Source organism: Microbulbifer sediminum (assembly GCF_021729035.1).
GTDB lineage: Bacteria > Pseudomonadota > Gammaproteobacteria > Pseudomonadales > Cellvibrionaceae > Microbulbifer > Microbulbifer sediminum.
Genome location: NZ_JAJSAP010000004.1, coordinates 12,154 through 36,491 on the forward strand (window position 1 = coordinate 12,154; position 24,338 = coordinate 36,491).

21 protein-coding genes are annotated in these 24,338 nt (G+C 60.2%); 13 read left to right on the top strand and 8 right to left on the bottom strand.

Annotated features, from left to right (window positions below; all coding sequences use genetic code 11):
- The first annotated feature begins 439 nt into the window (after positions 1–439).
- Both LVD11_RS07505 and LVD11_RS07510 read left to right on the top strand, forming a co-directional pair.
- Positions 440–2,845, top strand: coding sequence for an Ig-like domain-containing protein (locus tag LVD11_RS07505; protein WP_237057553.1), 2,406 nt, complete (start codon positions 440–442; stop codon positions 2,843–2,845).
- Between the two features lie 565 nt (positions 2,846–3,410).
- A complete protein-coding gene (locus LVD11_RS07510) occupies positions 3,411–4,127 on the top strand; it encodes an NYN domain-containing protein (RefSeq protein ID WP_237057554.1) in 717 nt (238 codons plus the stop codon).
- Between the two features lie 76 nt (positions 4,128–4,203).
- On the opposite strand, the gene LVD11_RS07515 is transcribed toward LVD11_RS07510, so the two are convergent.
- Positions 4,204–4,485: a carboxymuconolactone decarboxylase family protein gene (locus LVD11_RS07515; protein WP_237057555.1), complete on the bottom strand. Its 282-nt coding sequence runs from the start codon at positions 4,483–4,485 to the stop codon at positions 4,204–4,206.
- Between the two features lie 167 nt (positions 4,486–4,652).
- On the bottom strand, positions 4,653–5,843 hold the full coding sequence (locus LVD11_RS07520) for a PilT/PilU family type 4a pilus ATPase (protein WP_237057556.1): 1,191 nt from the start codon (positions 5,841–5,843) through the stop codon (positions 4,653–4,655).
- Between the two features lie 424 nt (positions 5,844–6,267).
- On the opposite strand from LVD11_RS07520, the gene LVD11_RS07525 reads away from it, so the two are divergent.
- The 7 genes from LVD11_RS07525 (at position 6,268) to LVD11_RS07555 (ending at position 11,979) form a co-directional block, all read left to right on the top strand.
- Entirely contained in the window at positions 6,268–6,858 is a 591-nt protein-coding gene (locus LVD11_RS07525) for a class I SAM-dependent DNA methyltransferase (RefSeq protein WP_237057557.1), read from the top strand.
- Positions 6,859–6,924: 66 nt separating this feature from the next.
- Positions 6,925–8,313 (top strand): glutamine synthetase family protein, encoded by a 1,389-nt coding sequence (locus LVD11_RS07530; protein WP_237057558.1) that lies wholly within the window; start codon positions 6,925–6,927, stop codon positions 8,311–8,313.
- Positions 8,314–8,486: 173 nt separating this feature from the next.
- Complete coding sequence (locus tag LVD11_RS07535) at positions 8,487–9,347, top strand: DMT family transporter (RefSeq protein WP_237057559.1); 861 nt, start codon at positions 8,487–8,489, stop codon at positions 9,345–9,347.
- Positions 9,348–9,392: 45 nt separating this feature from the next.
- Positions 9,393–9,980, top strand: coding sequence for a DUF6512 family protein (locus tag LVD11_RS07540; protein WP_237057560.1), 588 nt, complete (start codon positions 9,393–9,395; stop codon positions 9,978–9,980).
- Between the two features lie 254 nt (positions 9,981–10,234).
- Positions 10,235–10,564, top strand: coding sequence for a hypothetical protein (locus tag LVD11_RS07545; protein WP_237057561.1), 330 nt, complete (start codon positions 10,235–10,237; stop codon positions 10,562–10,564).
- Between the two features lie 453 nt (positions 10,565–11,017).
- Positions 11,018–11,524 (top strand): NlpC/P60 family protein, encoded by a 507-nt coding sequence (locus LVD11_RS07550; RefSeq protein ID WP_237057562.1) that lies wholly within the window; start codon positions 11,018–11,020, stop codon positions 11,522–11,524.
- A gap of 68 nt (positions 11,525–11,592) precedes the next feature.
- Positions 11,593–11,979, top strand: a complete 387-nt coding sequence (locus LVD11_RS07555; RefSeq protein ID WP_237057563.1) for a DUF2750 domain-containing protein — start codon at positions 11,593–11,595, stop codon at positions 11,977–11,979.
- Positions 11,980–12,012: 33 nt separating this feature from the next.
- On the opposite strand, the gene LVD11_RS07560 is transcribed toward LVD11_RS07555, so the two are convergent.
- Entirely contained in the window at positions 12,013–12,198 is a 186-nt protein-coding gene (locus tag LVD11_RS07560) for a hypothetical protein (protein ID WP_237057564.1), read from the bottom strand.
- Between the two features lie 687 nt (positions 12,199–12,885).
- Here LVD11_RS07560 and LVD11_RS07565 point away from each other — a divergent pair.
- Together LVD11_RS07565 and LVD11_RS07570 are read left to right on the top strand one after the other, a co-directional pair.
- On the top strand, positions 12,886–13,752 hold the full coding sequence (locus LVD11_RS07565) for a hypothetical protein (RefSeq protein ID WP_237057565.1): 867 nt from the start codon (positions 12,886–12,888) through the stop codon (positions 13,750–13,752).
- A gap of 9 nt (positions 13,753–13,761) precedes the next feature.
- On the top strand, positions 13,762–14,958 hold the full coding sequence (locus tag LVD11_RS07570; RefSeq protein WP_237057566.1) for a DUF4785 domain-containing protein: 1,197 nt from the start codon (positions 13,762–13,764) through the stop codon (positions 14,956–14,958).
- A gap of 66 nt (positions 14,959–15,024) precedes the next feature.
- On the opposite strand, the gene LVD11_RS07575 is transcribed toward LVD11_RS07570, so the two are convergent.
- On the bottom strand, positions 15,025–17,469 hold the full coding sequence (locus LVD11_RS07575) for a DUF305 domain-containing protein (protein ID WP_237057567.1): 2,445 nt from the start codon (positions 17,467–17,469) through the stop codon (positions 15,025–15,027).
- 272 nt (positions 17,470–17,741) lie between these two features.
- Here LVD11_RS07575 and LVD11_RS07580 point away from each other — a divergent pair, with 272 nt between their 5' ends.
- The gene (locus LVD11_RS07580; RefSeq protein ID WP_237057568.1) at positions 17,742–18,656 is read left to right on the top strand and encodes an alpha/beta hydrolase; all 915 of its coding nucleotides are present in this window, start codon (positions 17,742–17,744) and stop codon (positions 18,654–18,656) included.
- Positions 18,657–18,900: 244 nt separating this feature from the next.
- Here the strand turns inward: LVD11_RS07580 and LVD11_RS07585 are convergent, their stop codons facing one another.
- Together LVD11_RS07585 and LVD11_RS07590 are read right to left on the bottom strand one after the other, a co-directional pair.
- Positions 18,901–20,322, bottom strand: coding sequence for a hypothetical protein (locus LVD11_RS07585; RefSeq protein WP_237057569.1), 1,422 nt, complete (start codon positions 20,320–20,322; stop codon positions 18,901–18,903).
- Between the two features lie 489 nt (positions 20,323–20,811).
- Positions 20,812–21,480 (bottom strand): DNA-3-methyladenine glycosylase I, encoded by a 669-nt coding sequence (locus LVD11_RS07590; protein ID WP_237057570.1) that lies wholly within the window; start codon positions 21,478–21,480, stop codon positions 20,812–20,814.
- Between the two features lie 171 nt (positions 21,481–21,651).
- Between LVD11_RS07590 and LVD11_RS07595 the strand changes: the two genes are divergently transcribed.
- Positions 21,652–23,136: an amidohydrolase gene (locus tag LVD11_RS07595; RefSeq protein ID WP_305080668.1), complete on the top strand. Its 1,485-nt coding sequence runs from the start codon at positions 21,652–21,654 to the stop codon at positions 23,134–23,136.
- Between the two features lie 112 nt (positions 23,137–23,248).
- Here LVD11_RS07595 and LVD11_RS16905 read toward each other — a convergent pair whose 3' ends face one another.
- Positions 23,249–23,380: a hypothetical protein gene (locus tag LVD11_RS16905; protein WP_255775470.1), complete on the bottom strand. Its 132-nt coding sequence runs from the start codon at positions 23,378–23,380 to the stop codon at positions 23,249–23,251.
- A 173-nt stretch (positions 23,381–23,553) separates the two neighbouring features.
- Positions 23,554–24,204 carry a thiopurine S-methyltransferase gene (tmpT, locus tag LVD11_RS07600; protein WP_237057572.1) on the bottom strand — a complete coding sequence of 217 codons (651 nt, stop codon included), beginning with the start codon at positions 24,202–24,204 and terminating at the stop codon, positions 23,554–23,556.
- Between the last annotated feature and the right edge of the window lie 134 nt (positions 24,205–24,338).

A 24,338-nucleotide genomic window follows, 5' to 3' on the forward strand; every position in this document is an offset into this window, starting at 1 on the left:
CAGGTGTGCGAGAGCGCGAGGAACCAGCCCTTTATCATTTCGGTCGACGGTCAAAACAGCGTGTACTCCGTTCGTACCGCTCGTAGAGCAGCCCCCCATGGATATCGGGAAACGCAGTGATACTGGGGAGTGAACTCCGGGCCGGCGGGGACTGCACACGGCCTGGCCGGCTGGCAGAAGCCATGGAGGTTCACCATAGTTTGCCTGGAATACGACAAATCCAGTGCTGTAGCACAGGTCACTTTATATTTCCGGGGCTTCCTGCTGTATCATGATGTAGCCCCCCTCCTCTATTAGTCCCCGCATTAATATACTCAGGGCAACCCCACTTTACTCAGGGCATCCCCATCAAAACTGACTTCTTTTAAATATTCATTCAATAAGTCCTCGCCCCCTTATATTATTAGGCGTCATAACAAAAAAATAAGGGTTTTGCGCTGTGATTACACGCTATTACACCAAGTTATTCCTGCTCCTCTTTCTATCCGCCAGTATCGCATGCGGCGGTGGTGGTGGCGGCGGCAGCGACGGCGGGAATGTTCCTGGCACCAGCCAGGATTCGGTTCCGGATTCTTTCTCGTTCGAGGCGCAATCCGGGGTCCCGGTCAGTGCCTGGATATCGTCAAACAGCATCACCATATCCGGAATCAACACTGCGACCAGTGTTTCGGTATCGAATGGTGAATACGCTGTGAACGACGGCGCCTTTACCAGCGCCAATGGCTCTGTCAGCAACGGTGATGTCGTCATCGTACGTGTGATGTCCGCACCCAATTCACAGGTGACGGAATCGGCCACGTTTACCGCCGGGGGCGTGACGGCTGAATTTTCCGTGACCACAGGTTACGATGGTCAACCTCCCCAGGGAGCCATAACCTTCCCAAGCAACCGGGAATTCGTGGCTACAGGGGACTCCATCGTGATTAGAGGCACGGCCAGTGATGACTCCGGTGTCGCCGCTGTCTATGTCAATGACATTCTGGCGACCACCAGCGACAACTTTGCCAACTGGCAGGCACAGGCCTATTTAGCCCCCGATAGCCTGACCGACCTATCCATCACCGTAAAAGATATCTATGGAAACATCCTGGACCTGGACAACCTGCGGGTGAAGGTTCCCGGCAAGGTCGAGAGCCAACGCATGGACAGTATCGCCTGGGATTTTGCGCGCGGGAAACTGTACACCAGCGGTTACCTGGGAATTTTTGATCCAAACACCGGTATCCGTTCGGACATGCCCCTGGTCGGGCAGGGGCCGGCGGAGTGGGCGCGTTTTGTCATGTATGACAATATCAATGCCCGCCTTTTTGGCTTTAAAGGTACGCAGATTTTTGAGTTCAATCGCAATACTGGTGAATCCCTGGGGCTCGTCCGGGAAACGCAGAGCAGCAATATCCATGACACCGCACTGGATGCCTCACTGGGCCGAATTTACTGGATAGCTGACTTTTCGCTGCGCTATTACGACTTGAACAGCAACACTGAAACCGTTCTCTCGAACGACGGGGGCATCCTGGGCAGGGATTCCAGGGTGGCAGCCGCCGGCGGCCGGGTGTTCGTGAGTGACAAGGGCAATGAGTGGGTATACGAGATAGATGCCAACTCCGGCACCAAGCGCTTTATGTTCAACAGCGTTGACTGGGATCACGTCGAGACTATGACGGCCTCGGAGAGCGGTGACATGCTCTATGTGATTGCCGACGGTGCAACGAGCCACCCATACCCCACTGTTTACCGGATAAACCCGGATACTTCGACCTTTGCGCACCTGGGGCCTACAAGCAGTGCCGGGGAGCTAGCCAATTTCAACCTGCAGTCCGCCGACATGGTGGTGGATGAGACCAACAACCGCCTCCTGATTAGTGCCAGCAGGTCGAACCACCTGATTCGGATTAGCCTGACAGATTCCTCTGCAAGCTGGTTTACGATGACCCATCGCGGTTCGGGCATTCCCATCGCCGGTGAAAATACACTCCGGCCCCTGGCGCTCGATGAACAGGGCAACCGCGTCCTTGTCGCCAGCTCAAGCTATGTCGACGCCTATGATGGCGGCAGCTCTACAGAATCACCCAAACTGATCGCCGCAGACCAGCAGACAGGTAACCGTGAAGAGCACTCCGGGCCGACCCGGGGCAGTGGCCCCCTGTTTGATAATATCGCTGGAGTGGACGTCGGTCCCTCTGGAACTGCCTATGTCATCGATTCGACCGTCGAGGGTGGCGCCATTATTGCAGTTGATCCCGCCACGGGTGATCGCGATGTGATCACCAGCGAAGATACCAGCCTTGGACTCACAATGACTGGAGGAAGCCAGATCAGCATTTCCTCTGACGAAAATACTGCCTGGTATCTTGACAGTGGCGACACCATCGTTGCCGTAGATATGCTGACTGGTTCAGGAACAGTCCTCACCGATGGTACCGGAACTTACTCGGGTGGCGACAACTGGTCCGGAATCATCCATATGGATGTCGACAAGGAATCCAGAGTTGCCTATGTCTTTGGCAATGTTTCGGGGAACTTTAAATTGTTCCAGGTAGACCTGGAGACAGGGAAAAGAACCGTGCTGAACCCGAACCTGACCCTGAACATACTTTCCCCCTGGTCGATTCTGTACAGCAAGCCGGACAACTCGATTCTGCTGGCGAGCTCTCGTCTTTATCGATTCGACATAGGCAGTGAAACCCTTGAGCAGGTGCATATCAACGGGATTGCTGCAGGTGACGACCTGGGCGGGCTGGCCAGGGGAAAGGCAAGCGATCACGCCTACTTCAGCGGCGTAGGCTCCCGTTTCATCGGCGAGCTTGATATCAGTGCCGCGTCGGGCGCAGTCATCTCCTGGTAAAACATTCAACTGAATGGGGTTAGATCGATATGGTGCTTAACGGTGCAAGTGGCACCTTGAGTGTTGATCTGGCCCCATTTACTTTTCCGGCCTCATGGTTTTCACCCTGCCTTTCCGCTAGTGCACCTACGTCGACAGTAAACACGGCGCAGCGGCTTCTGTGCAGGGGCCGATCGGTCCCGCGGAGCCAGGTCATGCTCGGGCTCTTGAAACACAGGAACCTCCAGGCACCCTGCGGCGACACATGGCAACCCCTGCCACGTATGGTCCGGTGTAACAGCCATTCTGGCCCGGGCCGGGTTCAGGCACATATAATCCTCGCAGGCCACCAGGACCAGGGCTCTGCCACCTTGCACAGACTTCCGCCCACCGCCCGCGTCCTATTAATGGCCGGGACCACGTGGTAGAGATTGCTCATTAACTGGAACCATGCACAGCACTCTGCCCACGGTCTAAGCAAGCGCCACATTTATGGCGTAGAATGCCTGGTAATTAATGGGTGTACCGTACCGGGCTTTTGATCTGTGACTGATACAAACCTGTTTGGCAAAGCGGTGGATACTAAATGGACGAAATAAAACAGAAGATCGCGCTTTTTATCGATGCGGATAACGCACCTGCGGGCAAGTTTGAGGATGTGCTCAGCGAGGTGGCGAAGTACGGCGTGGTTACGATTCGCAAGGCCTATGGTAACTGGAAATCCCCGACCCTCAGGGCATGGGAGGATTTGCTGCATGAACACGCGATCCAGCCGGTGCAGCAATACGATTTGACCAAAGGCAAGAATGCTTCCGACATCGCCCTGGTTATCGATGCAATGGATGTGATGTACACAAAGGATATTGATGTGATGTGCTTCATCTCATCGGATTGTGACTTTACCCCGATGGTTACCCGGGCGCTGGCCGAGGGCAAGGTGGTGCTCGGCTTCGGCGAGCGCAAGACGCCGCCGCCTTTTGTGAACGCCTGCTCCAAGTTCCTCTTCCTTGATCAGTCGGAAACCGCCAAAGAGAAAAGCGGTGAAAAACGAAAGAACATAAAGTCAGATACGAAACTGATTACCCTGTTACGCCATGCCATCGAAGCCACAGAAGATGACGATGGCTGGGCTGAGCTTGGCGCTGTTGGATCGAACATCTCCAACCGGACATCATTCGACTGCCGCAACTATGGCTTCAAGAACCTGAGCAGCCTGTTCAGGGCCATTGACCTGTTCGAGCTGAAGCGCGGCCAGGGTAAGTCCTACCTGGTAAGGGATATCAGGAGAAGCAAGAAGACCTGACAGCGGTGTAAACGGGCGTTTACCGGCACTACGGGGAGGGAAAGGCTATCATCCAGGGGCATCAAGCCCCGGCGCTCTATCCGTCTGGTGTGTCGCCGCCCAGCATGCGATTCGCCGCCTCGAGCACTTTACGGGCGGGCACCTTACGCACCTTGTCAGCGAGCAGGACCGCCTCGCGTATCTCTTCGTCTGACACGCCTGCTTTCTTCGCCTCGGGGATATGATACTCGATGCAGGGCACGCAATTGCTGCCCAGTGCAGCGCCGATTGCGACGAGCTCAAGCTCGCGCCGGCTAAGTTGCGCCATGGTAGTTTTCTCCTTCGTCACCCGTGCCTCACCCTCTCCGTCCGCAGGCATTCTGCCCATATTCACTGGGGCACAGCGGGATTGCCCGCCAGAAAGAAGGCTCTGCAACCTTAAACACTTCGCACCAATTCGACTTAGCGCGAAGTATAGACAGCGACCGGCCGGGCATGAGAAAAGTAGTGGCTGGAATAAATGGCGGCCAGATTAGCTCTGCGGCGCTAAAACTGCTCGCTTTCCGGCTCCCCTTCCTCGTCAAGTGCTTCCAGGGACAATTCGAGGCCAGAGCCGGCCTTCTGGCTCTGGCTGCTCTCACCAGCTTTTGCTGGAGCTGCAGCCTTGGGCTTCTTGCCCTGCTCATAGAGCTTGATGCGCAGACGCAGGTTGTTGGCAGAGTCGGCGTTGCGGATGGCATCCTCGTGGCTGATGCGGCCCTCGACATAGAGCTTGAACAGCGCCCCATCGAAAGTCTGCATGCCGAGGTTCTCGGATTTCTCCATCATCTCCTTGATGGAGTGGAATTCCCCTTTCAGGATCAGCTCGTTGATGGTCTGGGTGCCCAGCAGGATCTCCACTGCGGCGCAGCGCTTGCCGTCCACGGTGGGCACCAGGCGCTGGGACACAAAGGCGCGGATATTCTGTGACAGGCTCATTAACAACTGGGGCCGGCGCTCCTCGGGGAAGAAGTTCACGATCCGGTCGAGTGCCTGGTTGGCATTGTTGGCGTGCAGGGTGGAGATCGCCAGGTGACCGGTTTCGGCAAAGGCCAGCGCATGCTCCATGGTCTCCCGGTCGCGGATTTCCCCGATCAGGATCACATCCGGTGCCTGGCGCAGGGTGTTCTTCAGGGCGGCGTGGAAGCTGCGGGTATCCACCCCAACCTCGCGCTGGTTGATCACGCTTTTCTTGTGCTTGTGCACATACTCGACCGGGTCCTCGATGGTGATGATGTGGCCACCACTGTTGGTGTTGCGATGGTCGATCAGCGCCGCCAGCGAGGTGGACTTGCCGGAGCCGGTGCCGCCCACAAAAAGCACCAGCCCCCGCTTTGCCATCACCACATCCTTGAGGATAGGTGGCAGTTTCAGGTCATCGAACTTGGGGATCTCGGTGACGATATTACGGGCAACAATGGAGACCTGGTTGCGCTGCCAGAAGATGTTGATCCGGAAACGCCCCACACCGGGGATGGTCATGGCCAGGTTCATCTCCAGGTCGCGCTTGAACTCTGCCTGCTGGGCCTCGTCCATGATCTCCATGGCGATCTTCTCGATCTGGCCGGGGACAAGCGGTTCCTTGCTCAGCGGTTTCAGTACGCCCTGGAACTTGGCACAGGGCGGAGCGCCGGTACTGAGGTAAAGGTCCGAGCCATCATTCTTGGCGAGCACGCGGAGGTAGCCGGTAAAATCCATCGATCCGTATCCTGCTGACAGGTAAAACTTCGGTCGCGCAGCTTATCGAAAACGGGAAGTGCCGGTAAAGCAAAATTTTTTGAATTGCCGGCCCGCTGAATCAGCACCCAGGTTGGTGAATTGGAGAGCGAAAAGGTAGCGTTCCTACGCGCAAAATACGTGCAGACAGCGTGCCTACGGAGACTCGCCCGGCGACACCCGCTGCAGTTTAAGGACATTGCTGAGAGAGCAGTCTATCCATTGAACACAAGAGTTCAATCCTCGCCCAGGCAGTAACTCCAGCGATTCAGGACACCTGGTCGATGGCGAGATGAATTGCATACCTTTTACACAATCAATATATTCCCCTGTCATTACAAACGAGACTTGGCCTTGCCCACCGAAATCGGCCCGGGCATACACAGACAGCCGGAGAATTACCCGTATGAGTGCTAACAGCTGGGATGATTATGCCGAGGGATGGGACAGCAACAGTGACGTTGTTACCTATGCAGAGCGGGCACTTCAAGCGCTTAATGAGGCCATCGACTGCACGGATGCCCGCATTTTGGATTTCGGTTGCGGAACCGGCTTGCTAACAGAGAGGCTCTCCGCCCGGGCAGGCAGTATCGTCGCGCTCGACCCGTCGGAGAAAATGATCTCGGTCCTGAATGCCAAGCAGCTGGATAATGTCGCAACAATCCAGTCCGAGTTAACCCGGGAACTGATTGAGCGGAATGAGCATCTCCAGACCCGGTTCGACGTTATTGTCGCATCCTCTGCCCTGGCGTTTGTGCCCGATTACCGTGAGACACTGCAGCTGTTAACGGAGCTGCTGACTGACAACGGCAGGCTGGTGCAGTGGGACTGGCTGAAGGAAGCCGACGACGGCGGCAGCGGGTTTTCCAGGGAGGACATCGCCAATGCCTTCGGGCAAGCCGGCCTTGCGGATATCAGGGTAACCGTGCCGTTCTCCCTGGACGCGGGGGGCGGCAGCATGGATGTTGTCATGGGCATCGGCACCAAAACCCGGTAGGCTGACTCAAGCCCGCCCCCTGGCGGGCCAGGCCGGACATCAATCCTTCTTGTCATCGGAGTCACAATGCCCCAGCTTGATAGCCACTCCTGGCTGGACGAATTACCCGCAGCCTTCCAGGCCTACCGCAATGGCCGCAGGCTGGATGAGGTGGAGTGCATCATTCCGGACCTGAACGGCATGTCCCGCGGCAAGGCGATGCCGCTGAAGAAATTCTCGCCGGACACCCCCATCTTCCTGCCCATCTCCATTTTCTACCAGACCATCACCGGCCAGGACGTGGAGATGGACATTGTGAACCAGTGGGCCGAGAGCGATATGCTGCTGGTACCGGATATGTCAACGGCGGTGGCGGTACCCTGGGCCAAGCAGGCCGCACTGCAGGTCATCCACGATCTGCAGGACCTGGACGGCAAGCCGATTTTCTGTGCGCCGCGCAATGTCCTCAAGCATGTGATCGGCCTGTACCGGCAACGTGGCTGGATGCCGGTGATTGCGCCGGAGCTGGAGTTCTACCTGACCCGGCCGAATGTCGACCCGAACGAGCCGATACAGCCCCCGGTCGGCCGCAACGGCCGCTCGGGCACGGCGCTGCAGTCCTATTCCATGTCGGCGGTGGATGAATACGGCCCGGTGATCGATACCATCTATGATTATGCCGAGGCAGCCGGCCTGTATATCGACTCGGTAATCCAGGAGGACGGCGCGGGCCAGGTGGAATTCAACCTCACCCACGGCGACCCGCTGTTGCTGGCGGACCAGGTGTTCTACTTCAAGCGCATCATCAAGGAAGCCGCCCTCAACAACGGCATGTTCGCCACCTTTATGGCCAAGCCCATGCGGGACCAGCCCGGCAGCGCCATGCATGTACACCAGAGCGTGGTCGACATTGCCACGGGGCAGAATATCTTCTCCGATGCGCAGGGCCAGCCCACCGACCTGTTCCGCTACTTTGTCGGCGGCACCCAGAAACACCTGGTTGAGGTGATGCCGTTTATCGCCCCCAATGTGAATTCCTACCGGCGGTTCGAGTCGGAGGCCAACTCCAGCGCGCCCACCAATACGGCGTGGGGCTACGACAACCGCGCCACCGGTTTGCGGGTGCCCCACTCCGGTCCCCAGGACCGCCGGCTGGAGAACCGGGTGATTGGTGTCGATACCAATCCCTACCTGTCGATAGCCGCCAGCCTGGCCTGCGGTTACCTGGGCATGCAGAACCACATCGGGCCCGGCGCCGCGGCGGAAGGTGAGCTCGACGACGCGCAACAGGCGGAATCCTATATTCCCACCACCTTCGACGAGGCACTGCGTATCTTTGCCGAGGCGGACGAGGTACACGAAATACTGGGCAGGGATTTCTGCCAGCTGTTTACGGCGGTCAAGAGGGAAGAGCTGCGCCAGTTCCACCGGGAAATCTCACCGTGGGAACGGGAACACCTGCTGCTGAACGTCTAGGGGTAACCCCGCACTGCAATAGTGATATATCCGCCCTCTCGCGGCCAGCCCCGGCTTTTTTTGCGGGGGTTCGCAGCGAGTGCCACACTCGTGCCCGGGGTGTCAGGCAGTCGAGGAGGGAACCACGTATCAGTTTGTTGCCCACAAGAAACCATGCGGCTGGCACGGGTTTAGTGCTCGTGGCCCTGGCAGCACTGTGCTGGGGCTTATCCGGCGGTATCGCCGGCGTTCTTATCGCCGGCGGCTGGGACCCTTTTGTCGTTTCCTTCTGCCGGGGCGCGATCGGGTTCCTGTTCGTCCTCGCCTGGCTGCTACTGCGACCCCGTGGCAGTGGCCTGGGGAGTTCGCGCTTATGGTTCTGGTCAGCGCTCGCCGGCCTGGGTGTGGCAGGTAACTTTGCATTTTATTTCGTCAGCATCGCGCAGGGGAGTGTCGCGGTTGCTGCCACTTTGATGTACAGCGCCCCGGTATTCGTTTATCTCGTCTCATTCGCCTGCAGGCTCGAAAGGCCGACGCCGCTCAAGCTGGCCGCGATTGTCCTGGCGATGCTGGGCATCATCTTGCTGACACAGGTTTACAAAACCAGCGCCAGCGGTATCACCCTGACCGGCGTGGCGGCAGGTCTGCTGGCCGGGGTTTCTTATGCGGTATTCATCTTCGGCTTCAAGTATGCCGCGCCGCACGGCAGCCCGCAGGCAGTTCTTTCAGTGGCATTCGCAATGGTTGCAGTGCTCCTTATCTGGCCCGCCGGTGTCGGTTGGGCCACTGCCGTCCCGGGCCCAGCCGATTTGCAGCTGTTCGTGACACTCGGTGTCTTTGGTGCCGGGCTGTCGTTCGCCCTGTATGTTATTGGCCTGCATCACATTGCCCCGACTGTGGCTTCGATTGTGGCCATGGTCGAACCGGTTACCGCCGCACTGTTCGGTGTGGTGGTTCTGAATGAAAACCTGGCTGGCGCGCAAATCCTCGGCATGGTACTGATACTGGTCACGGTGACCGCCCTGAGCGTGCGTTCACAGTTCCGGAGGTCTTAGGCCGCCTATCACAGCGGCTGTTCAGCCGGTCCCGGAGCAAGGTTTATGCAGCAGATACCCCAGTCCCCCCATCGAGCACCGGGCCGCCGGTACCAGCGGCTGCGTACCTGGGAGATTCTGGGCGGCCTGTGGATCCTGGCTGCCGGGTTCCTGCTGCATTCCGCGTATGAATGGAGCGGGCACTGGCGGCCAATAGCGGCGTTCGTCCCGGTCAATGAAAGTGTGTGGGAGCATCTCAAGCTGGTGTTCTGGCCCGGTGTAGTGTTTGCCCTGCTGGAGTCCCGGTTTCTCGCGCAGGAAGCCACCAGCTTCACCACGGCCAAGGGCCTCAGCCTCTGCTGTATGCCCCTGGTCATCATTGCGGGCTTTTATGCCTATACCCATATCCTTGGCGACAATTCCCTGGCGCTCGATATCCTGATTTTTATGCTGTCGATCCTGGTTGGCCAGCGGCTCAGTTATTCGCTGCTTGTCCGCCCACGCGAAGCCAGGGCCTGGCGGCTGCCGAGCCGGGCCGGCCTGGCATTCCTCCTGATCGCTTTTCCCCTCTTCACGTTCTACCCGCCACACCTAACCCTGTTCGAGCATGCGGGAACCGGCCTGTATGGCATACTCGGGCAGCCTGCCCGGTGATGAGGTATCGCCGAGGCGGTTGCCCTTTACCCCGGACAGGGGCCACCGTGGTACCGGCCGGCTTCGGCTACCGGGCCCGATATTCCTCGCCGTGCCGGTCGGTGAGTGTTCGTGTCTGGGGACAGTCCTGCGTGCACCTGGAACGGTTGGCAGGCAAGCCTGTTAGGATCTTGACAGGACAGGAGTACTTCCGTCACTGCCATCAACATGGCAACCTGTTCACTCTCGATAACGATAAAGCAGAGATAGAGAGCATGACGAATTACGGCCTGTTCGGGCATTTCCGCCTCAGGGACGCGCAACTCACGGCGGATGGCGCCGCACGCAAATCCAGCGACAATCGACTCGATATCCAGGCGCTGCAAGACCAGGTTGATCACCTGTCCGTGGTCTGCGAGGCAATGTCTGAGCTGATGCAGGAAATGGGATTCTCCCGCGCAATGCTGGAAAAGAAGATCCAGGAAATCGATCTCCGTGACGGCCGGCTCGATGGCAGGCACCAGCCGAAGAAAACCTGCCCTTCCTGTGCCCGTATCTCCGCCAGCCGGCATGTGCGGTGTCTCTATTGCGGTGCCGGCCTCTGAGAGCCCTGGCCCACGGCGCGGGGAGATGGCGCTTCGCTGTCGCGCCCCCAGGAATGCGCGAGCCGCCGTCACCGACGACTCGTCCCCTCCGGGTGCGTCTCCCGGCCAGCCACAGAAGGTGCCACTGGCGCCGGCAACCGCAATGCCGGTCAAATTTTGAACAATCCGGAGTGGGTGCGGAACAATCTGGCGCCCAGCTTTTCAGAGAGGCATCGGGTGGGATTTCGTTCTGATACGATTGTGCCATGGCCCTGCCGGGCCGGGGTGTCACAGGCTTCCACCGACCGGAGGCCAGGGAGTGGCACAACTGTAACCCGGGCTGATTGCAACGCCGCCTCCTGGACCGCCCTTTCCCTGGCCCCATTGCCGCCTCGCCGGTGCCTATGGAGGCCCTGTGCCAGGCCGCTCCAGCCGAGCGCAGGCGTCGTGCGCCCGTTCGCCACGAGATAACCGATGCGTAAGAAACTGCTGCTGATACAGATCCTTTGCCTGGCCGCCCTGGCAACGGGCTGTAGCCTTTCCCCCTATCGCGACGCACCGCAGCAAGCCGCCCAAGCCAACACGCAGGGGCAGCACCTGTCTGACACCGGGGCGGTCAGGGACAAAATCTACGCCCAATACCGGGAGTGGAAAGGCACCCGTTATGCACTGGGCGGCATGAGCAAGCGGGGCATCGACTGTTCCGGGCTGGTCTATGCCACCTACCGCGACCACCTGGGTATTGAGATTCCCCGGACCACAAGGCACCAGTCCCGGATTGGCCGGGCCATCAAGCGCAGCGACCTCCGCGCCGGCGACCTGGTGTTTTTCAAGACCGGGCACAAGGTCCGGCATGTGGGCATCTATATCGAGGACGGCAAGTTCTTCCACGCTTCCACCTCCCGCGGCGTCACCATTTCCAGGCTGAGCGACTACTACTGGCGGGACAGGTACTGGCACTCGCGAAGAGTGCACTTGTAAGCCGTTTGTGTTCTAGTGGCGATGCGGAATCGGCCGCTCCCAACAGCAGAAGCAGAAGTTAACGAACTATGAGCAAAGAAGACCTGGATGCCATCCTGGGCCTGGAAACCGAAGATCGCTACGACTATTTCCTGGATGTGGTCGGTGAAGAGCGTGAGGTCTGGATACTGGTCAACAGCCAGGAGCACTTCCTGAAGCTGCACTCGGACGAGCACGGCGGCTTCGAATACCTGCCGGTGTGGCCTGCAGAGGCATTCGCCGCCGCCTATGCCGGTGATGACGCCGACCTCGCCCCGAAGAGCATTGCCCTGCCCCAGTTCCTGAAGAAGTGGCTGCCCGGGCTGGACGGCGACGGTATCGAAGTGGGGATATTACCGGGCCCGGACAAGAGTGTCTGGGTCATGGAGCCCCGCGAGCTGGAGAAGGACCTGCGTGAGGAGTTGTCCCGTTTCTAGCGGCGGGGCCTGGCGACTGGCGCAACGCCGTCGCTAGAGGTGCGGCGTTTTCACCACGATACAGGTCACGGATTCCGGTACCTGGCGGCAGCAGGTGCCATTGACGTGGTAGCAATGCTGCGAACCAGTGGTGAAAGTGCTGTAGCGGACCGACAGCACTTTCACCCGCGCACCACTGCGAACTTCCTGACGAAACTCTTTGCGGGCCTTTTCACGCACATACTTTTTGCCGTGCCTGTACTGATGGAGTGACCCGCGTCGGCCGGCAATGCGGCAACGGTGCCGGACAGGACCAGCGCGGTCCGTGCCATCCCCTTCAATATATTTTTTCAGCTTCGGTATTAAAGGGTTCCTTTTTTCAGCGGCCCGCGGCGGCCGGTGGGAAAATTCGATGGGAGGACTCCCAGCAGCCATCGGCAAAGCCGAATTAAGTGATCCGTAAGATTTGTAAAGCACTGCGGCCTCACTGCAATGCCGACGGAAAACGATCGCACTTTTTCTCTTGTCCGGACCCGCCTTATTCTTATTTCTGGACCGACTTTCCAGTCACTCCTTGCAGGATTATTCACAGACTTGCCAGTCAAAAATGAACAGCCCGCCACAGCCGCCTCCCCGATCTGAGTAGCCAGATAACTGTTCAAATTTTTTCTTGCGCTAGCGCACAAATATTCAATCTTTCCGGTGCCTTTCACCGGAACACACTTCTCGGTAACACCCGCGGCTGTAGTATGAAAACGGGCGCAGGCAAGGAGTCGTGCCCGACGTACCGGGCGGACAGCGGATACCCGAATAATAAAATCCCGCTGCCGCCGGAATGTGAAAGGAAGCGATCAAGGCATTTCCGTTTCTCCTGCAGCTTCATATTCCACCGCTAAAAAATCAAAGCAATAAAAAGGTGAATCATCGATGAAGACGAGAAATATCCCATTACTGGCTGCGTTACTGGTAGTGCTCTGCGCACCATTGCCGGCGTTCGCCGCCACCGGTGTGGCGCTGGTACATGGCACCGGTAACCAGTCGGACGCCTACAATGACTACTGGAAATCCGGCATGGTGGAATCCATCCGCCAGGGGCTGCCAAGCTCCAGTAACATGCTGGTGGTCAACTGTGATTTCGAGCAGTACATGTGGGACGACGCCGCCGCCGGTTGCCTGGCGACGCAGCTCCACAACTTTATCAACTCGATGAATATTGATGACCTGGTCGTTATCACCCACTCCAACGGTGGCAATGTAATGCGCTGGATCCTGTCCAACCCCACCTGGGACAGCCGCTACCCGGCCATTATCGACAGTATCCGCTGGGTGGATGTACTGGCGGCATCCAGTGCCGGCACCCCGCTGGCCGATGCCGTGATGGCGGGCAATGTGTTCGAGGCCTCTGTGGGCTGGTTGCTGGGCTACCAGAACGACGCCGTCCGTATGCAGCAGACCAGCTGGATGGCTCACTACAACGATACCTGGCTACTGGGCACCTCCGGCCGCCCCTCCCTGCCGGTGGGTTTCTGGAATGTGGTGGGCAGTGATGTGGAAAGCGCGGTCTGGGACCCTGACAGCTATTGCGGCGGCTACACGGAAAACGTCGGTCTGGAAATCACCCAGGAGTGGCTGGACAGCTGCTCGGATGGTTTCCTGAACTGCAGTTCGCAGAACGCCGCCGGCAGCCTGTGGTTTTACGACACTTCCGCCACCGCTGGTGGCGAGCCGCTGAGCCACAACCAGAGCCGGCGCAAGTGCTTCAACCTCGACGTAATCCTGAGAAACGATATTTAAGGTGCCGCCATGAAAACCATACCGAAAAAAGCAGTACCACTGTTCCTTGTGCTCGGCGCCACAGTACTGGGCGTCACCCTGCCCGGCCCTGCCGCGAGTGCTCAGCAGGTCCTCAACGACAGCCGCGAGCGGGTCAGTTTCTCCCAGCTGGTGGAACCGGGGAAAAAGCAGCAGCTTGCCGACACCGGCGCCCGGGAGCAGAGCCGGGCCTTCTACCGCCGGGTGACCGGCGCCGAACTGAATCGCGGTGCAGAATTCTTTGTCGACGGCGAGCAGGCCGTCATCCAGGTCTCACCGCTCGACCGCGCCAGCAATGGCAAGCGGGTGGTGGATACCGAGATTCCCCGCGGCATGACCCTGTCCAACGGCACCGAGCGCCGCCCGGTGGACGATGACAGCATCGCGCTGCACCGCAAGAGCCAGGGCCTGCGACAGGAGTTCCCCGGCTTTTATGGCCGTGCCCACGTGATGAAGGTACCCGAGGATATGGGGCGTGGCCGGTTCACGCTGAAAGCCAACGGTAACGCCCGTGCAAATGCCGAGTACATCCTCTACGTGCTGGACAAGCGTAGCGATATCGAGCTGGCGGTGGAGACCCCGAGCAAGCGCTTCAGCCGCTCCGGCACCCTGGCGCTGGAGGCGAAGCCGGCCGGCAAGGCTAACGCCTCACTGGAGTCGGTCTCCGCCACCCTGATCGCACCGCGGGGCGATCGCTACGACCTGCAGGGAAACCGCTCAGGAAACCGCTATACCGTCAGCTGGCCGGTGAATGTGGATGCGCCCTCGGTACCGGGAGAGCTGTGGCGTATCGAGGTCCGTTCCACCCTGCGCAATGCCCGCAAGGAGCCGGTGGAGCGCGTGGCCGTGGTGGCCGCTGACATCTTCACCGAGACTGCCACGGCCAGCGTCGGCGGCAGTGACGCGCGGGGCCTGGCCCTGTCGGTGGATGTGCGGGAGGCCGGGCGCTACGAGGCCCGTGCACTGGTCTACGGCCTGGACGGCAACGGCGAGTACCAGCCGGTACTGCTGGCCTACCAGGCCGAGTGGCTGGATGCAGGACAGCGGGAAATGACCGTGCCCATCGATAACGCCAAGCTTGCTGCATCCGGCCTGCGGGCACCCTACCAGGTGCGCAGCGTGCAGTTCCTGGACCAGGGGCGCATGTCAGTACTGGGGTATTTACAGGGCAACTGGGAGCTGCAGTAGCCCCTTGCTGCATTGACCGGGACGCGGTCCGCAGCTGCCTGCGGATCGCGTCCTCCGGATCAGGTTTCAGCGCAGTTCCCGCGCTATTCCCTCCAGGGACCTGGTCAGTGCCCTGGTCTTTTTCTCCGCCTGCTCATCCTCGTTGTTGACCGTCGCCAGTGAGGCCAGCATCACCAGCCTGCCGGCCACCTTGCGGTCCTTGGCACGTTGCTGCAGCAGGGATTCAGAACTATCCAGCGCTTCCAGCAGGTTCGCGGCCATGGTGTCCGGTACCGACTGGCTGCGCTGCAGCTGGTCCAGGTAGGCACGCGCTACCACGGGCCTGGCCGGCCACTGCACCGGGAACTGCTGCTGCGGGTTGAAGCTCCCGTGCTGGTCGGCGACCTGTGCCGCGCCCACCTCACTGGCGGTCAGGTACTGGCTTGGCAACAGGGAGAAGACATCAATACCCCGCGCAATCTCCGTGCCGTAAACCTTGCCGTTATACCAGTAGGCGGACCAGTATCCCCCCAGGACCATGTGCTCCTCGTCGATGGGACCGCGGTCGAAGTAGGCGATTTCCACCGGGTTAGCGGAGTCGGTGAAATCCATCAGGGAGATACCGCCCTGGTACCAGGCCTGCACAAAGATATCCCGGCCCGGCACCGGTACGATGGAGCCATTGTGGGCCACGCAGTTTTCCTGCTCGCTCTGCGGGGCGGGCATCTTGTAATGGCTGCGGAATTCCAGCTTGCCGTCGACGATGTCGTAAATGGCATTGGCGCCCCAGTCCAGCGGGTCGAACGCACGGCACCGCGGCCGGCTACCGCCACCCCACTCATCGGTGAAAATCACCTTGGTGCCATCATTGTTGAACGTGGCGGAATGCCAGTAGGCAAAACCGGTGTCCTTTACCACGTCAATCCGCCGGGGCTTCAGCGGATCGCTAATATCAAACAGGATGCCATTACCCGAGCAGGCTCCGGCAGCCATGTTGCGTTCGGGGAACACGGTGATGTCGTGGCAGTGGTCGGTGCGGCTGGTGTCCTGGGTATCGTCGCCATGGTCACCACCACGCCAGAGGCCCGCCAGGGTATCGGAGTCAGGATCGGCAAAAACCGCTGGGCTGTCGACAATACGTGACTTTGACGGGTCGGCGACGGGAATTTCGATCACGTCGATACGGAACAGTGCGGTGCGCTTGTCACCAGGTGTATCGTCGACACATCCGGGCATCTCGTCCTCTTCACGTACCGGGGCGATCCCCGAGTTATAGACAATGATCCTGCCGTCCTCGCCCGGACCGGACACCACGGAATGGGTATGGGAACCACGACAGGTCTGTACCGCGCCCACCTGCTTCGGGCGCTCCAGCTCACTGATATCGAAAATGCGCAGGCCGCGGAAGCGCTCGGGGCTGGCATCGTCATTGACACCCTGCAGGCCACAGTCGACGCGGCCACGACTCTGCTCCACCGACATAATCAGCAGGTCGCCCACCACTGACACATCGCCCTGCCCGCCCGGGCAGACCACTGAAGTCACCTGTTGTGGCAGGCCGTCTTCCTGCAGGCGGTATATATTGAAGCCGTGGTAACTTCCGGCAACCATGATATCCCCGGAAAAGGCGATATCGGTATTGGCAAAGCTCATAAACGGGAAGCGATCCCACTCTTCCCCGTCTTCCTTCCCGTCCCTGCCTTTCTTGCCCGCCTTATCCTTGCCCTCTTTCTCCGGCATTTCCGGTGGCAGCCCGGCCAGGTTTTCCGGGTCATAGAACCCGGCGGGCTTGGGCAGGCGGCCTTCGTGCCGCAGGTTAAGGATGGCCTCGCCGGCATCGGCGTAACCGGCGGCGAGCCCTGCTCGCGGATCATCCGAGAGACCGGCCAGCAGCCCGCTCATCCGTTCCACCTCTGCCGACTGGTCATTGGTGATATCCGTGGTGAACTCGAACAGTACCGGGTCGTAGGCCGAACCGGGCGCCTCGTGCAGCTCTTCCACCATGGTGACCGCGCCCTCGTGGTGGGCGATCATCAGCTCCAGGAACAGACGGTCGAATGCCTTGCCGGTGGAATCTGCCAGCGCGGCCATCTGCTCCGGCGTCGCCATGCCGGCCATCTTGTGGTCGGTCTGCATGGCCTGATGGTGCTTGGGATCAGGCACCTTTTCCCCGCGCTCCCGCAGCCATTCCTGCATAAAACGGATTTCGTCCTCCTGGGACACATCGATGCGCCCGGCCAGGTCGACGATTTCCGGATTATTGGTGCGCTCGCCCACCAGCGCCGCCATCTGCAGTGCCTGGTGGTGATGCGGGATCATGTCCTGCATAAACTGCACATCCGCCGGCGAGTAACTGGTAACGGCAACCTGTATTGCCTCTTCCGCACTCAGCTCGCGCACCGCTTCTCCCGGCGCGCCGGGCTGCACAATTGTCACCTCGTCAGCAACAATAGCCACTGAAGCCCCCAGGGCGGCAGTAAACACTGCCCCCTTGGTTATCGTTCGGTAGAGACGTCGATGAAGCTCGGTCATGGAATCACCCCTTATGCATTTGCCCTGCAACAGCAACTGTCCGCACTGCTAAAAATACAATCGGGCGCCCCGGGGCGCCGGAGTGACGGGGAGAATACAAGGCTGTTTGTGTTTATGTTTTTGCTTGGTTCAACAAATTTATACAGGCACACCAGACCACAAGCAATCACGGTGGATTACATCCATTGGAGCCTGGCCACAGCAGCACCATTTTGACACTTAACGAAACACTCCGATAATGAACCCTCCCTGGCCCATCAATGGAGTAACGATTGAAACATTATCTATTGGGAGCACTGGTCACCATTGTGCTCGCCGCGGCCCTTACCGGCTGCCATAGCGACAACAAACCCCGGACCCGGGAGGAAAGCCCCACAGTAACGCCGCTTGACTTCCTGCCGGCGCTGAAGGGGGATTATTTCCGGCTGGACTCAGAAATTGTGGGCCGCCCCTATCATATTTATGTCCGCTATCCAGAGGGCTACGAGGATCATCCCGATCGGCAGTATCCGGTGATCTACCTGCTGGATGGCGACTCCCTGTTTCCCATCCTGGCTGCCAACCACCTGTTCCTCCACTACGACGACCTGGTCCCCGACGCGATCGTTGTGGGCATTGCCTATGGCGGCTTTGACCCCAGCATCAACTGGCGCGATGTGGACTTTTCCACCCCCACGGAGAGTCGTGACAGGAGCGGCGGTGCCGCAAACTTTCACCTTTTCCTGGAGCGGGAACTGTTGCCGGCGGTGGAAAGCCGCTACCGGGCGGATGCCCGGCACCGCATCCTCTACGGCCAGAGCCTCGGGGGCTTTATGGTGCTCTACTCGGCCTTCAACCATCCCGACCTGTTCTGGGGCCGAATCGCGGGCAACCCCAGTTTCCAGCCGGATATGGAGCAGTTCTTTGCCACACCGGCAGAGGCGGCACGTGATGACCTGCTGCTGGTGCTGTCCAGTGCCCAGGCAGATCGTTTCCGGCAAAAACCCGAGCGCGCCCGCGCCTGGCACGAATACTGGCGGGACCGCCCCAACGCCCCCTGGGATATCCACTTCAACCGCATGGAGACTGGCACCCATGCCGCCAACAGCCCGGATATCTACCGGTATGGCCTGCGTCAGATTTTCAGGGAGGAAATCGAGACTGCCCGTCGACAGGCAGCTCGGCGTGAGGCCTCAGCGGGACACTGAGCCGGCCAGGCCTTGCGGTGGGAATCCCCGATTTATTATTGGGATCGCAGGGGGCAGGCTCGCCGCTGGCCAGAGGGATCTATCCCGGCCGGGCAGAGCCCTTCTCACTCCTGCCCCTTCCCGGCACAGGTGGGCAACTTGCCCTCACTGCCGGCCGAAAAGGGCATCGGGGAATTCAGGTGAATCGGTGAAATTAGCAACGAGGCCGGGCAAGTAAATCGCCAGGAGCGGCCACACGGGTGCGTCAGACATTGATAATGGTGAACTCCGCCGGCTTCACTGTGGCCAGGCCGATAGAGACTTTCAGGGCCGGCTCCAGTCGGCCCCCATCCGCGGCGGTTTCCGAGAGGTAACACCTGACAAAAAAGGCCGCCTCAGGCTTGGTGCCCTGCAAGGCGCCAGCTCGCCACTGCGCCGTGAGGAAATCCCCCACTGCTGCCTCTACCATATGCCGGGAATATCTGCTGTCAGTAATCTCACCCTGGGTAGCGAGAAATCTTCGCACGGATGCCCGCACCATATTGCAGTAGCGCCTGACGTTGATATATCGCCATTCATTACTATCTCCCGCCAGGGTGCGTGCGCCCCAGACACGGTTGCCCTTGTCCGTGAAGTAGCGCAGTGGATTGATGGCTTTACCACTGCTGTGCGCAGTCAGCCGCTGGCCCAGCCGCAAGTCAATATCCACCGCCAGAGACCTGACACCTGACAGCGCGATATTGGCCGGGGCTTCCCATACACCGCGCTCACGGTCCACGCTACAGTAGATTCCAGCCAGGGCCGGTGATGGCGGCAGCGTTACCGAAAACCGGTCCAGGGCGAAACGGACTTTGCGGTAAATTTCCGGGTTGGCGTTTCTGCCACGGCCCTTCAGGTCCGCAAGTGTACGGCTATCGCCACTAGATGGTTCCGCAGGCTGCGACACCTGAATTGCCTGCTCATCCCAGCGCCACGGCAAAGTGGTGTGGATAGAGGGAAAGTAAGCGGCACCATATTCGAGACAGGACGTGCTGATGCCATCGCGGAAGGCAGTCAGGGAAGCCTCGTCCGGGTCGGTCCCGTCCCAGGGGTCCGCTATCAGGAAACGATCACCGGTTTCCGCACACTGCTCCAATGCGACACGCAGCACATCGTAATACTGGGACCGTATGGAGGCGATCGACAGGGCGTCATCCGGCGCAGCCGGCCGGATACCACTGAGGTCAGGCATCACGATCAGCGTGGGGCCCTCTGTCCGGGCCAGTAGAGACAGCGCCCGCAGGTGATCAGCGGCCACTGCCAACATGACACCGGTGCAGTCGAAACTTCCGACACTGACGACATAGCAGCGGCCACCGCCGTTGAGGAAGTAATGCTTCAGCGCATAAGCCAGCCGGAACCTCGCCAGCGCGCTGTCATTGGGATCGGGTATACCGTCGACGGGATTGCCGTCGGCGTCCAGCTGAATCCGGAAATCACCGACAGCCGGGGGCTGCCCGAACATCATGGCAAAATCGGCCAGGGACCTGATTTCCACAACGCGATTGAGCAGTGACTGGCCGAGGTAGGTGGTTCTCTCGGAGTATCCAATGAATACAGGAACTGCAGTATCCACTGCACTCACCTGCTGGAACGGCGCCGGGACTTCTTCAACAAACACGCCCGGCTGACCATAGAGTTCGCTCATGGTACCTCCTCCACTCTGGTCTTCGATCTCTGCTGGCTCGCGGCATTTCCTCCCTATACTGCCAATCGCCGGCCAGGCAATCTATTCCCATACCTGCAGCAGGCGGCATTTTCGAAAAAAATTGGCAGCTTTTCCTTTTTGAGGAAGCACAACCGGTTGGACTGGGAAATTTCCAGCGCAGGTTTCCTCCCGGGCAATGGCTGGATCCGGCCGGCATTGCCGCCCTGGTGTGCCGGGTTGTACACCTGCCGGAAGGCCGGCCACTTGCCGAAAATCTCGGGCCAGATGACCACCGCGGCCTGCCTGCCGCTGACCGGATGCGCGACATAACACTCAGCCTCGCCATCGGGTATCGCGACAGTGATATGGTTCTCCACAACCGGTTCCGCCTGTCCCATCACAGGTAGCAGCGCTGTTATCTGCGTACTTACCTGCGGTCACGCGGGCCGCCACCACCTCCACTCACGGACATACACCCGCTACCCGCAATCAGCCCACCGAGTACGCCAGGATCTGGCTGATCTCATTGAGGCTGCGCCCGCCCTGCTCCTGCCAGGTGGCGATGGCCCGCTGCAACGCGGCCCAGTCTTTTTTCGACGACGGGGTCTTCTGGACCACGCCTTCCCGGACCAGCGCCTGCACCATGTCCGGGGAAAAGATCAGCGTATCCACCCCCATGCGGCGCAGGAAGACCTGGCCGGTGCGCCCGCCCAGGCGAGAGCCGCCTTTCTGCAGGTAGCGCAGGTTGTCCCCGTAATCCGCCGCCCGCCAGCCGGCGAAATAGTTGCCCAGGCCATTGTGGGCACGGGAGAGTTCCAGAAAGAAAGTGGCGTTGTCACGGATGGCTTTGGTCTTGGCCCAGTGGCGGATCATGCCATCCTGCTTCATGACACTTTCCAGCTCATCGTCGGGCATAAAACTGCAGTGGTGCAGGTCGAAACCGTGGAAGATCTCTTCGATACGCGGCCACTTGTTGCGCACCACCGTCCAGTTGAAACCGGCCTGGAATACAGCGCGCGAGGCTGCAGACAGCCACTCGCTGTCAGGGATTTTCTTCAGGGTCCCCGCCGGTTTGGGTTTGACCAGCTGCTTCTCCAGCCCCGCCATCCCACCGAAACGCTCGACCACAACGGCCTCTATATCCCTGAAATCCCGCACTGCTTTTACCTCGCCATCGCTGCCTGGTAGTCCGCTGTTTATAACAGGGGCCGGCCGCGCCGGCCATACCCGCCCGTACCGGTGCAAGCCACCGGGATATTCGGCACAATGTGGTAAAGCCGATCCCGGGTGCCACTGGTGCCGGAAAGAATCATAAGAAGGGGAACCGCCATGATCCGAAGCTCCATCTCTGTTGTCGCCACTCTCGCCACCACCTCCGCGCTCACCCTGGCCGGAGCCGCCTCCACGGCCCATGCCTATGACGAGCAGTCCCTCAGCGGTGACGCCGCCTGGGTGGAAAGCCAGTCGGAGCGCATCGCACCCCGGGCCACCGGCCTTGCCGACAAGCTGTGGAACTGGGCGGAGATGGGCTACCAGGAAACCCGCAGCGCCGGTGCCATCCAGGATCACCTGCGGGAGGCGGGATTTACCGTCAAGACCGGCATCGCCGACATCCCCACGGCTTTTGTTGCCAGCTACAGGCAGGGGCGTGGCGGGCCGGTGATCGGCCTGCTGGCAGAAATGGATGCCCTGCCCGGCGTCGCGCAGGCGGCAGTGCCGGAGCACAATCCGATCCAGGGGCAGGCCGCGGGACACGCCTGCGGTCACCACCTGTTCGGGGCCGGTTCCACTGCCGCGGCCATCATGCTGAGCCGCTGGCTGGAGGAAACCGGCACGCCCGGTGAAATCCGCCTGTATGGCACCCCCGCAGAGGAGGGCGGCTCCGGCAAGGTATATATGGTGCGCGACGGCGCCTTTAACGGCACCGATGTCGTGTTGCAATGGCACCCGGGGGACCAGAATGCCGCCCTGCCCCATTCCAGCCTGGCCAACCGTTCCGCCAAGTTCCGCTTCAAGGGCATCGCCAGCCATGCCGCTGGTGCGCCGGAACGGGGCCGCTCGGCACTGGACGGGGTCGAGGCGATGAACTTTATGGTGAATATGCTGCGCGAACATGTGCCCGACAGCACCCGGATCCACTATGTGATTACCGATGGTGGCCTGGCACCCAACGTGGTTCCGGCCAGGGCGGAAGTGTTTTACTACGTGCGCGACACCTCTGCGGCGCAACTGGAGCCGGTATGGGAGCGCGTCGAGGAGATCGCCAGGGCGGCCGCGCGGGGCACCGGCACCAGCGTGGAGTGGGAGATAATTCACGGTAACCACAGCCTGCTGCCCAACCAGGTGCTGAACCGCCTGCTGGATGCCAGCATGCGGCAGTTCGGCGGCATTGAATACAGCCCCGCGGAACAGGCATTCGCCGAGAAACTCGACGGGCTGGCAGACAAGCCGGGGCGCCGACTGGGGGACCAGGAGCGAATCCAGCCCTACGATCCCGCTGAGAAAACCATGCCCGGTTCCACCGACGTGGGAGACGTGAGCTGGAATGTCCCCACCGGGGGATTCGGTACCGCCACCTGGGTACCGGGCACTTCCGCCCACACCTGGCAGGCGGTGGCCGCCGGCGGCACCAGTATCGGCCACAAGGGAATGCTGCTCGCTGCCGAGACCCTCACGCTGGCCGGCATCCAGTTGTTGCGGGAGCCGGAGCTGGTAACCCGGGCTACGGAGGAATTCGAGGCCAAACGCGGCAAAGACTTCGAATATGCGCCCTTGCTGGGCGATCGTGAGCCGCCGCTGGATTACCGCCGCTAAACCACGCCCGATTCCCGGCGACCACTACCACCGGACCTTTTCCAGCGCAATCCCGGCGGCGCGCGTCACTGCGCATCTGCCCATTCACTTATCGGACCTGGTTGGGCGCCTGTCAGCCATTGCGCTGCTGGCGAAGCTTCCGCCGGTGTTCCAGGCGCTCTTCCTTGAGCGCCTCCAGGGTCGCCTTCTGCTCGTCGGTCAGGATCGCCAGCAACTGCTCGTGATGATCCCGGCGCAGTGCCATCTGGCGGATTTTTACCCTGCCCAGGCCGGTGTAATGGAGGGCTAACCGGGGTTAAACACTGTTAAGAAAGGCAGGGCCGTGAATGCCGGGGATATTTGCCGGGGCGGGCCCATGCCCCACGGAGCTGTGCGGGGCATGGAAACCGGAACATGAAAGCCTTGAAGACGACCGCCCTATTTACGCTCCAGGATCCAGGCGCTCTCGTCTGCCGCATGCATGCCTTTCAGGCCGCCGGGCAGCGTGCGGCGCTCTGCCAGCGTTACCCGGTGGCTGTCCCCGTAATGGCGCTCAACCTCGGCCGGTGTAATCGAGAAGGGAGGCCCGTCGATCAGGCGCTGGTCGTACTCGAAGGTGATCAGCAGTTGTGGGACCTGGTGTGTCAGTGCCAGGAGGTGGGCCGTATAGCGCCCGCGCATGGATCCGGGCAGGGCCACCAGGGCCGCGCGATCGTAGACCGCATCGACCGGACCCAGCTGTGCCGGGGACAGGTCGAAGATATCGCCCACGAAGATATCGATACCGGGCTGTTCTCCCGTGCCCCCGTCACTGTACAGGCGCAATTTGCCGGCCTCTGTCACCACCGGATCAATCCCCAGCTCCCCGAACAGTTCGCGTACCGCGGTCTCATTGAGCTCGGCGCCCGCAACGCTGTATCCCTGTGCCAGCAGCCATTGAATATCCAGTGTCTTGCCACACAACGGCAGGAATACCCGCCCTGTGGGTGCCAGTTCGCCGAAGTAGCGCACCAGCAATTCATTGGCTTTGGGCGCATGAAAACCGATATCGCGCTCTTTCCACTTCCGGTGCCAGAATTCTGCGTCCATCTTTCCTCCGCTATTTACCGCTGTCACCGGGAATATACCCGCATCGGACCTGATATTCACTGGACTGCAGACGGACCGCTTGAGCGGGAATTACATGCAATTAAAAAGGCCCGCCAGTGGCGGGCCTTGTTCGT

What these genes read in the sequence shown, in the direction of transcription:
- LVD11_RS07545 (WP_237057561.1), top strand. Translation starts at nt 10,235, where the DNA reads ATGACGAATTACGGCCTGTTCGGGCATTTCCGCCTCAGGGACGCGCAA.
- LVD11_RS07520 (WP_237057556.1), bottom strand. Translation starts at nt 5,843, where the DNA reads ATGGATTTTACCGGCTACCTCCGCGTGCTCGCCAAGAATGATGGCTCG.
- tmpT (WP_237057572.1), bottom strand. Translation starts at nt 24,204, where the DNA reads ATGGACGCAGAATTCTGGCACCGGAAGTGGAAAGAGCGCGATATCGGT.
- LVD11_RS07570 (WP_237057566.1), top strand. Translation starts at nt 13,762, where the DNA reads ATGAAAACCATACCGAAAAAAGCAGTACCACTGTTCCTTGTGCTCGGC.
- LVD11_RS07510 (WP_237057554.1), top strand. Translation starts at nt 3,411, where the DNA reads ATGGACGAAATAAAACAGAAGATCGCGCTTTTTATCGATGCGGATAAC.
- LVD11_RS16905 (WP_255775470.1), bottom strand. Translation starts at nt 23,380, where the DNA reads ATGGCACTGCGCCGGGATCATCACGAGCAGTTGCTGGCGATCCTGACC.
- LVD11_RS07550 (WP_237057562.1), top strand. Translation starts at nt 11,018, where the DNA reads ATGCGTAAGAAACTGCTGCTGATACAGATCCTTTGCCTGGCCGCCCTG.
- LVD11_RS07515 (WP_237057555.1), bottom strand. Translation starts at nt 4,485, where the DNA reads ATGCCTGCGGACGGAGAGGGTGAGGCACGGGTGACGAAGGAGAAAACT.
- LVD11_RS07565 (WP_237057565.1), top strand. Translation starts at nt 12,886, where the DNA reads ATGAAGACGAGAAATATCCCATTACTGGCTGCGTTACTGGTAGTGCTC.
- LVD11_RS07525 (WP_237057557.1), top strand. Translation starts at nt 6,268, where the DNA reads ATGAGTGCTAACAGCTGGGATGATTATGCCGAGGGATGGGACAGCAAC.
- LVD11_RS07575 (WP_237057567.1), bottom strand. Translation starts at nt 17,469, where the DNA reads ATGACCGAGCTTCATCGACGTCTCTACCGAACGATAACCAAGGGGGCA.
- LVD11_RS07585 (WP_237057569.1), bottom strand. Translation starts at nt 20,322, where the DNA reads ATGAGCGAACTCTATGGTCAGCCGGGCGTGTTTGTTGAAGAAGTCCCG.
- LVD11_RS07555 (WP_237057563.1), top strand. Translation starts at nt 11,593, where the DNA reads ATGAGCAAAGAAGACCTGGATGCCATCCTGGGCCTGGAAACCGAAGAT.
- LVD11_RS07530 (WP_237057558.1), top strand. Translation starts at nt 6,925, where the DNA reads ATGCCCCAGCTTGATAGCCACTCCTGGCTGGACGAATTACCCGCAGCC.
- LVD11_RS07595 (WP_305080668.1), top strand. Translation starts at nt 21,652, where the DNA reads ATGATCCGAAGCTCCATCTCTGTTGTCGCCACTCTCGCCACCACCTCC.
- LVD11_RS07540 (WP_237057560.1), top strand. Translation starts at nt 9,393, where the DNA reads ATGCAGCAGATACCCCAGTCCCCCCATCGAGCACCGGGCCGCCGGTAC.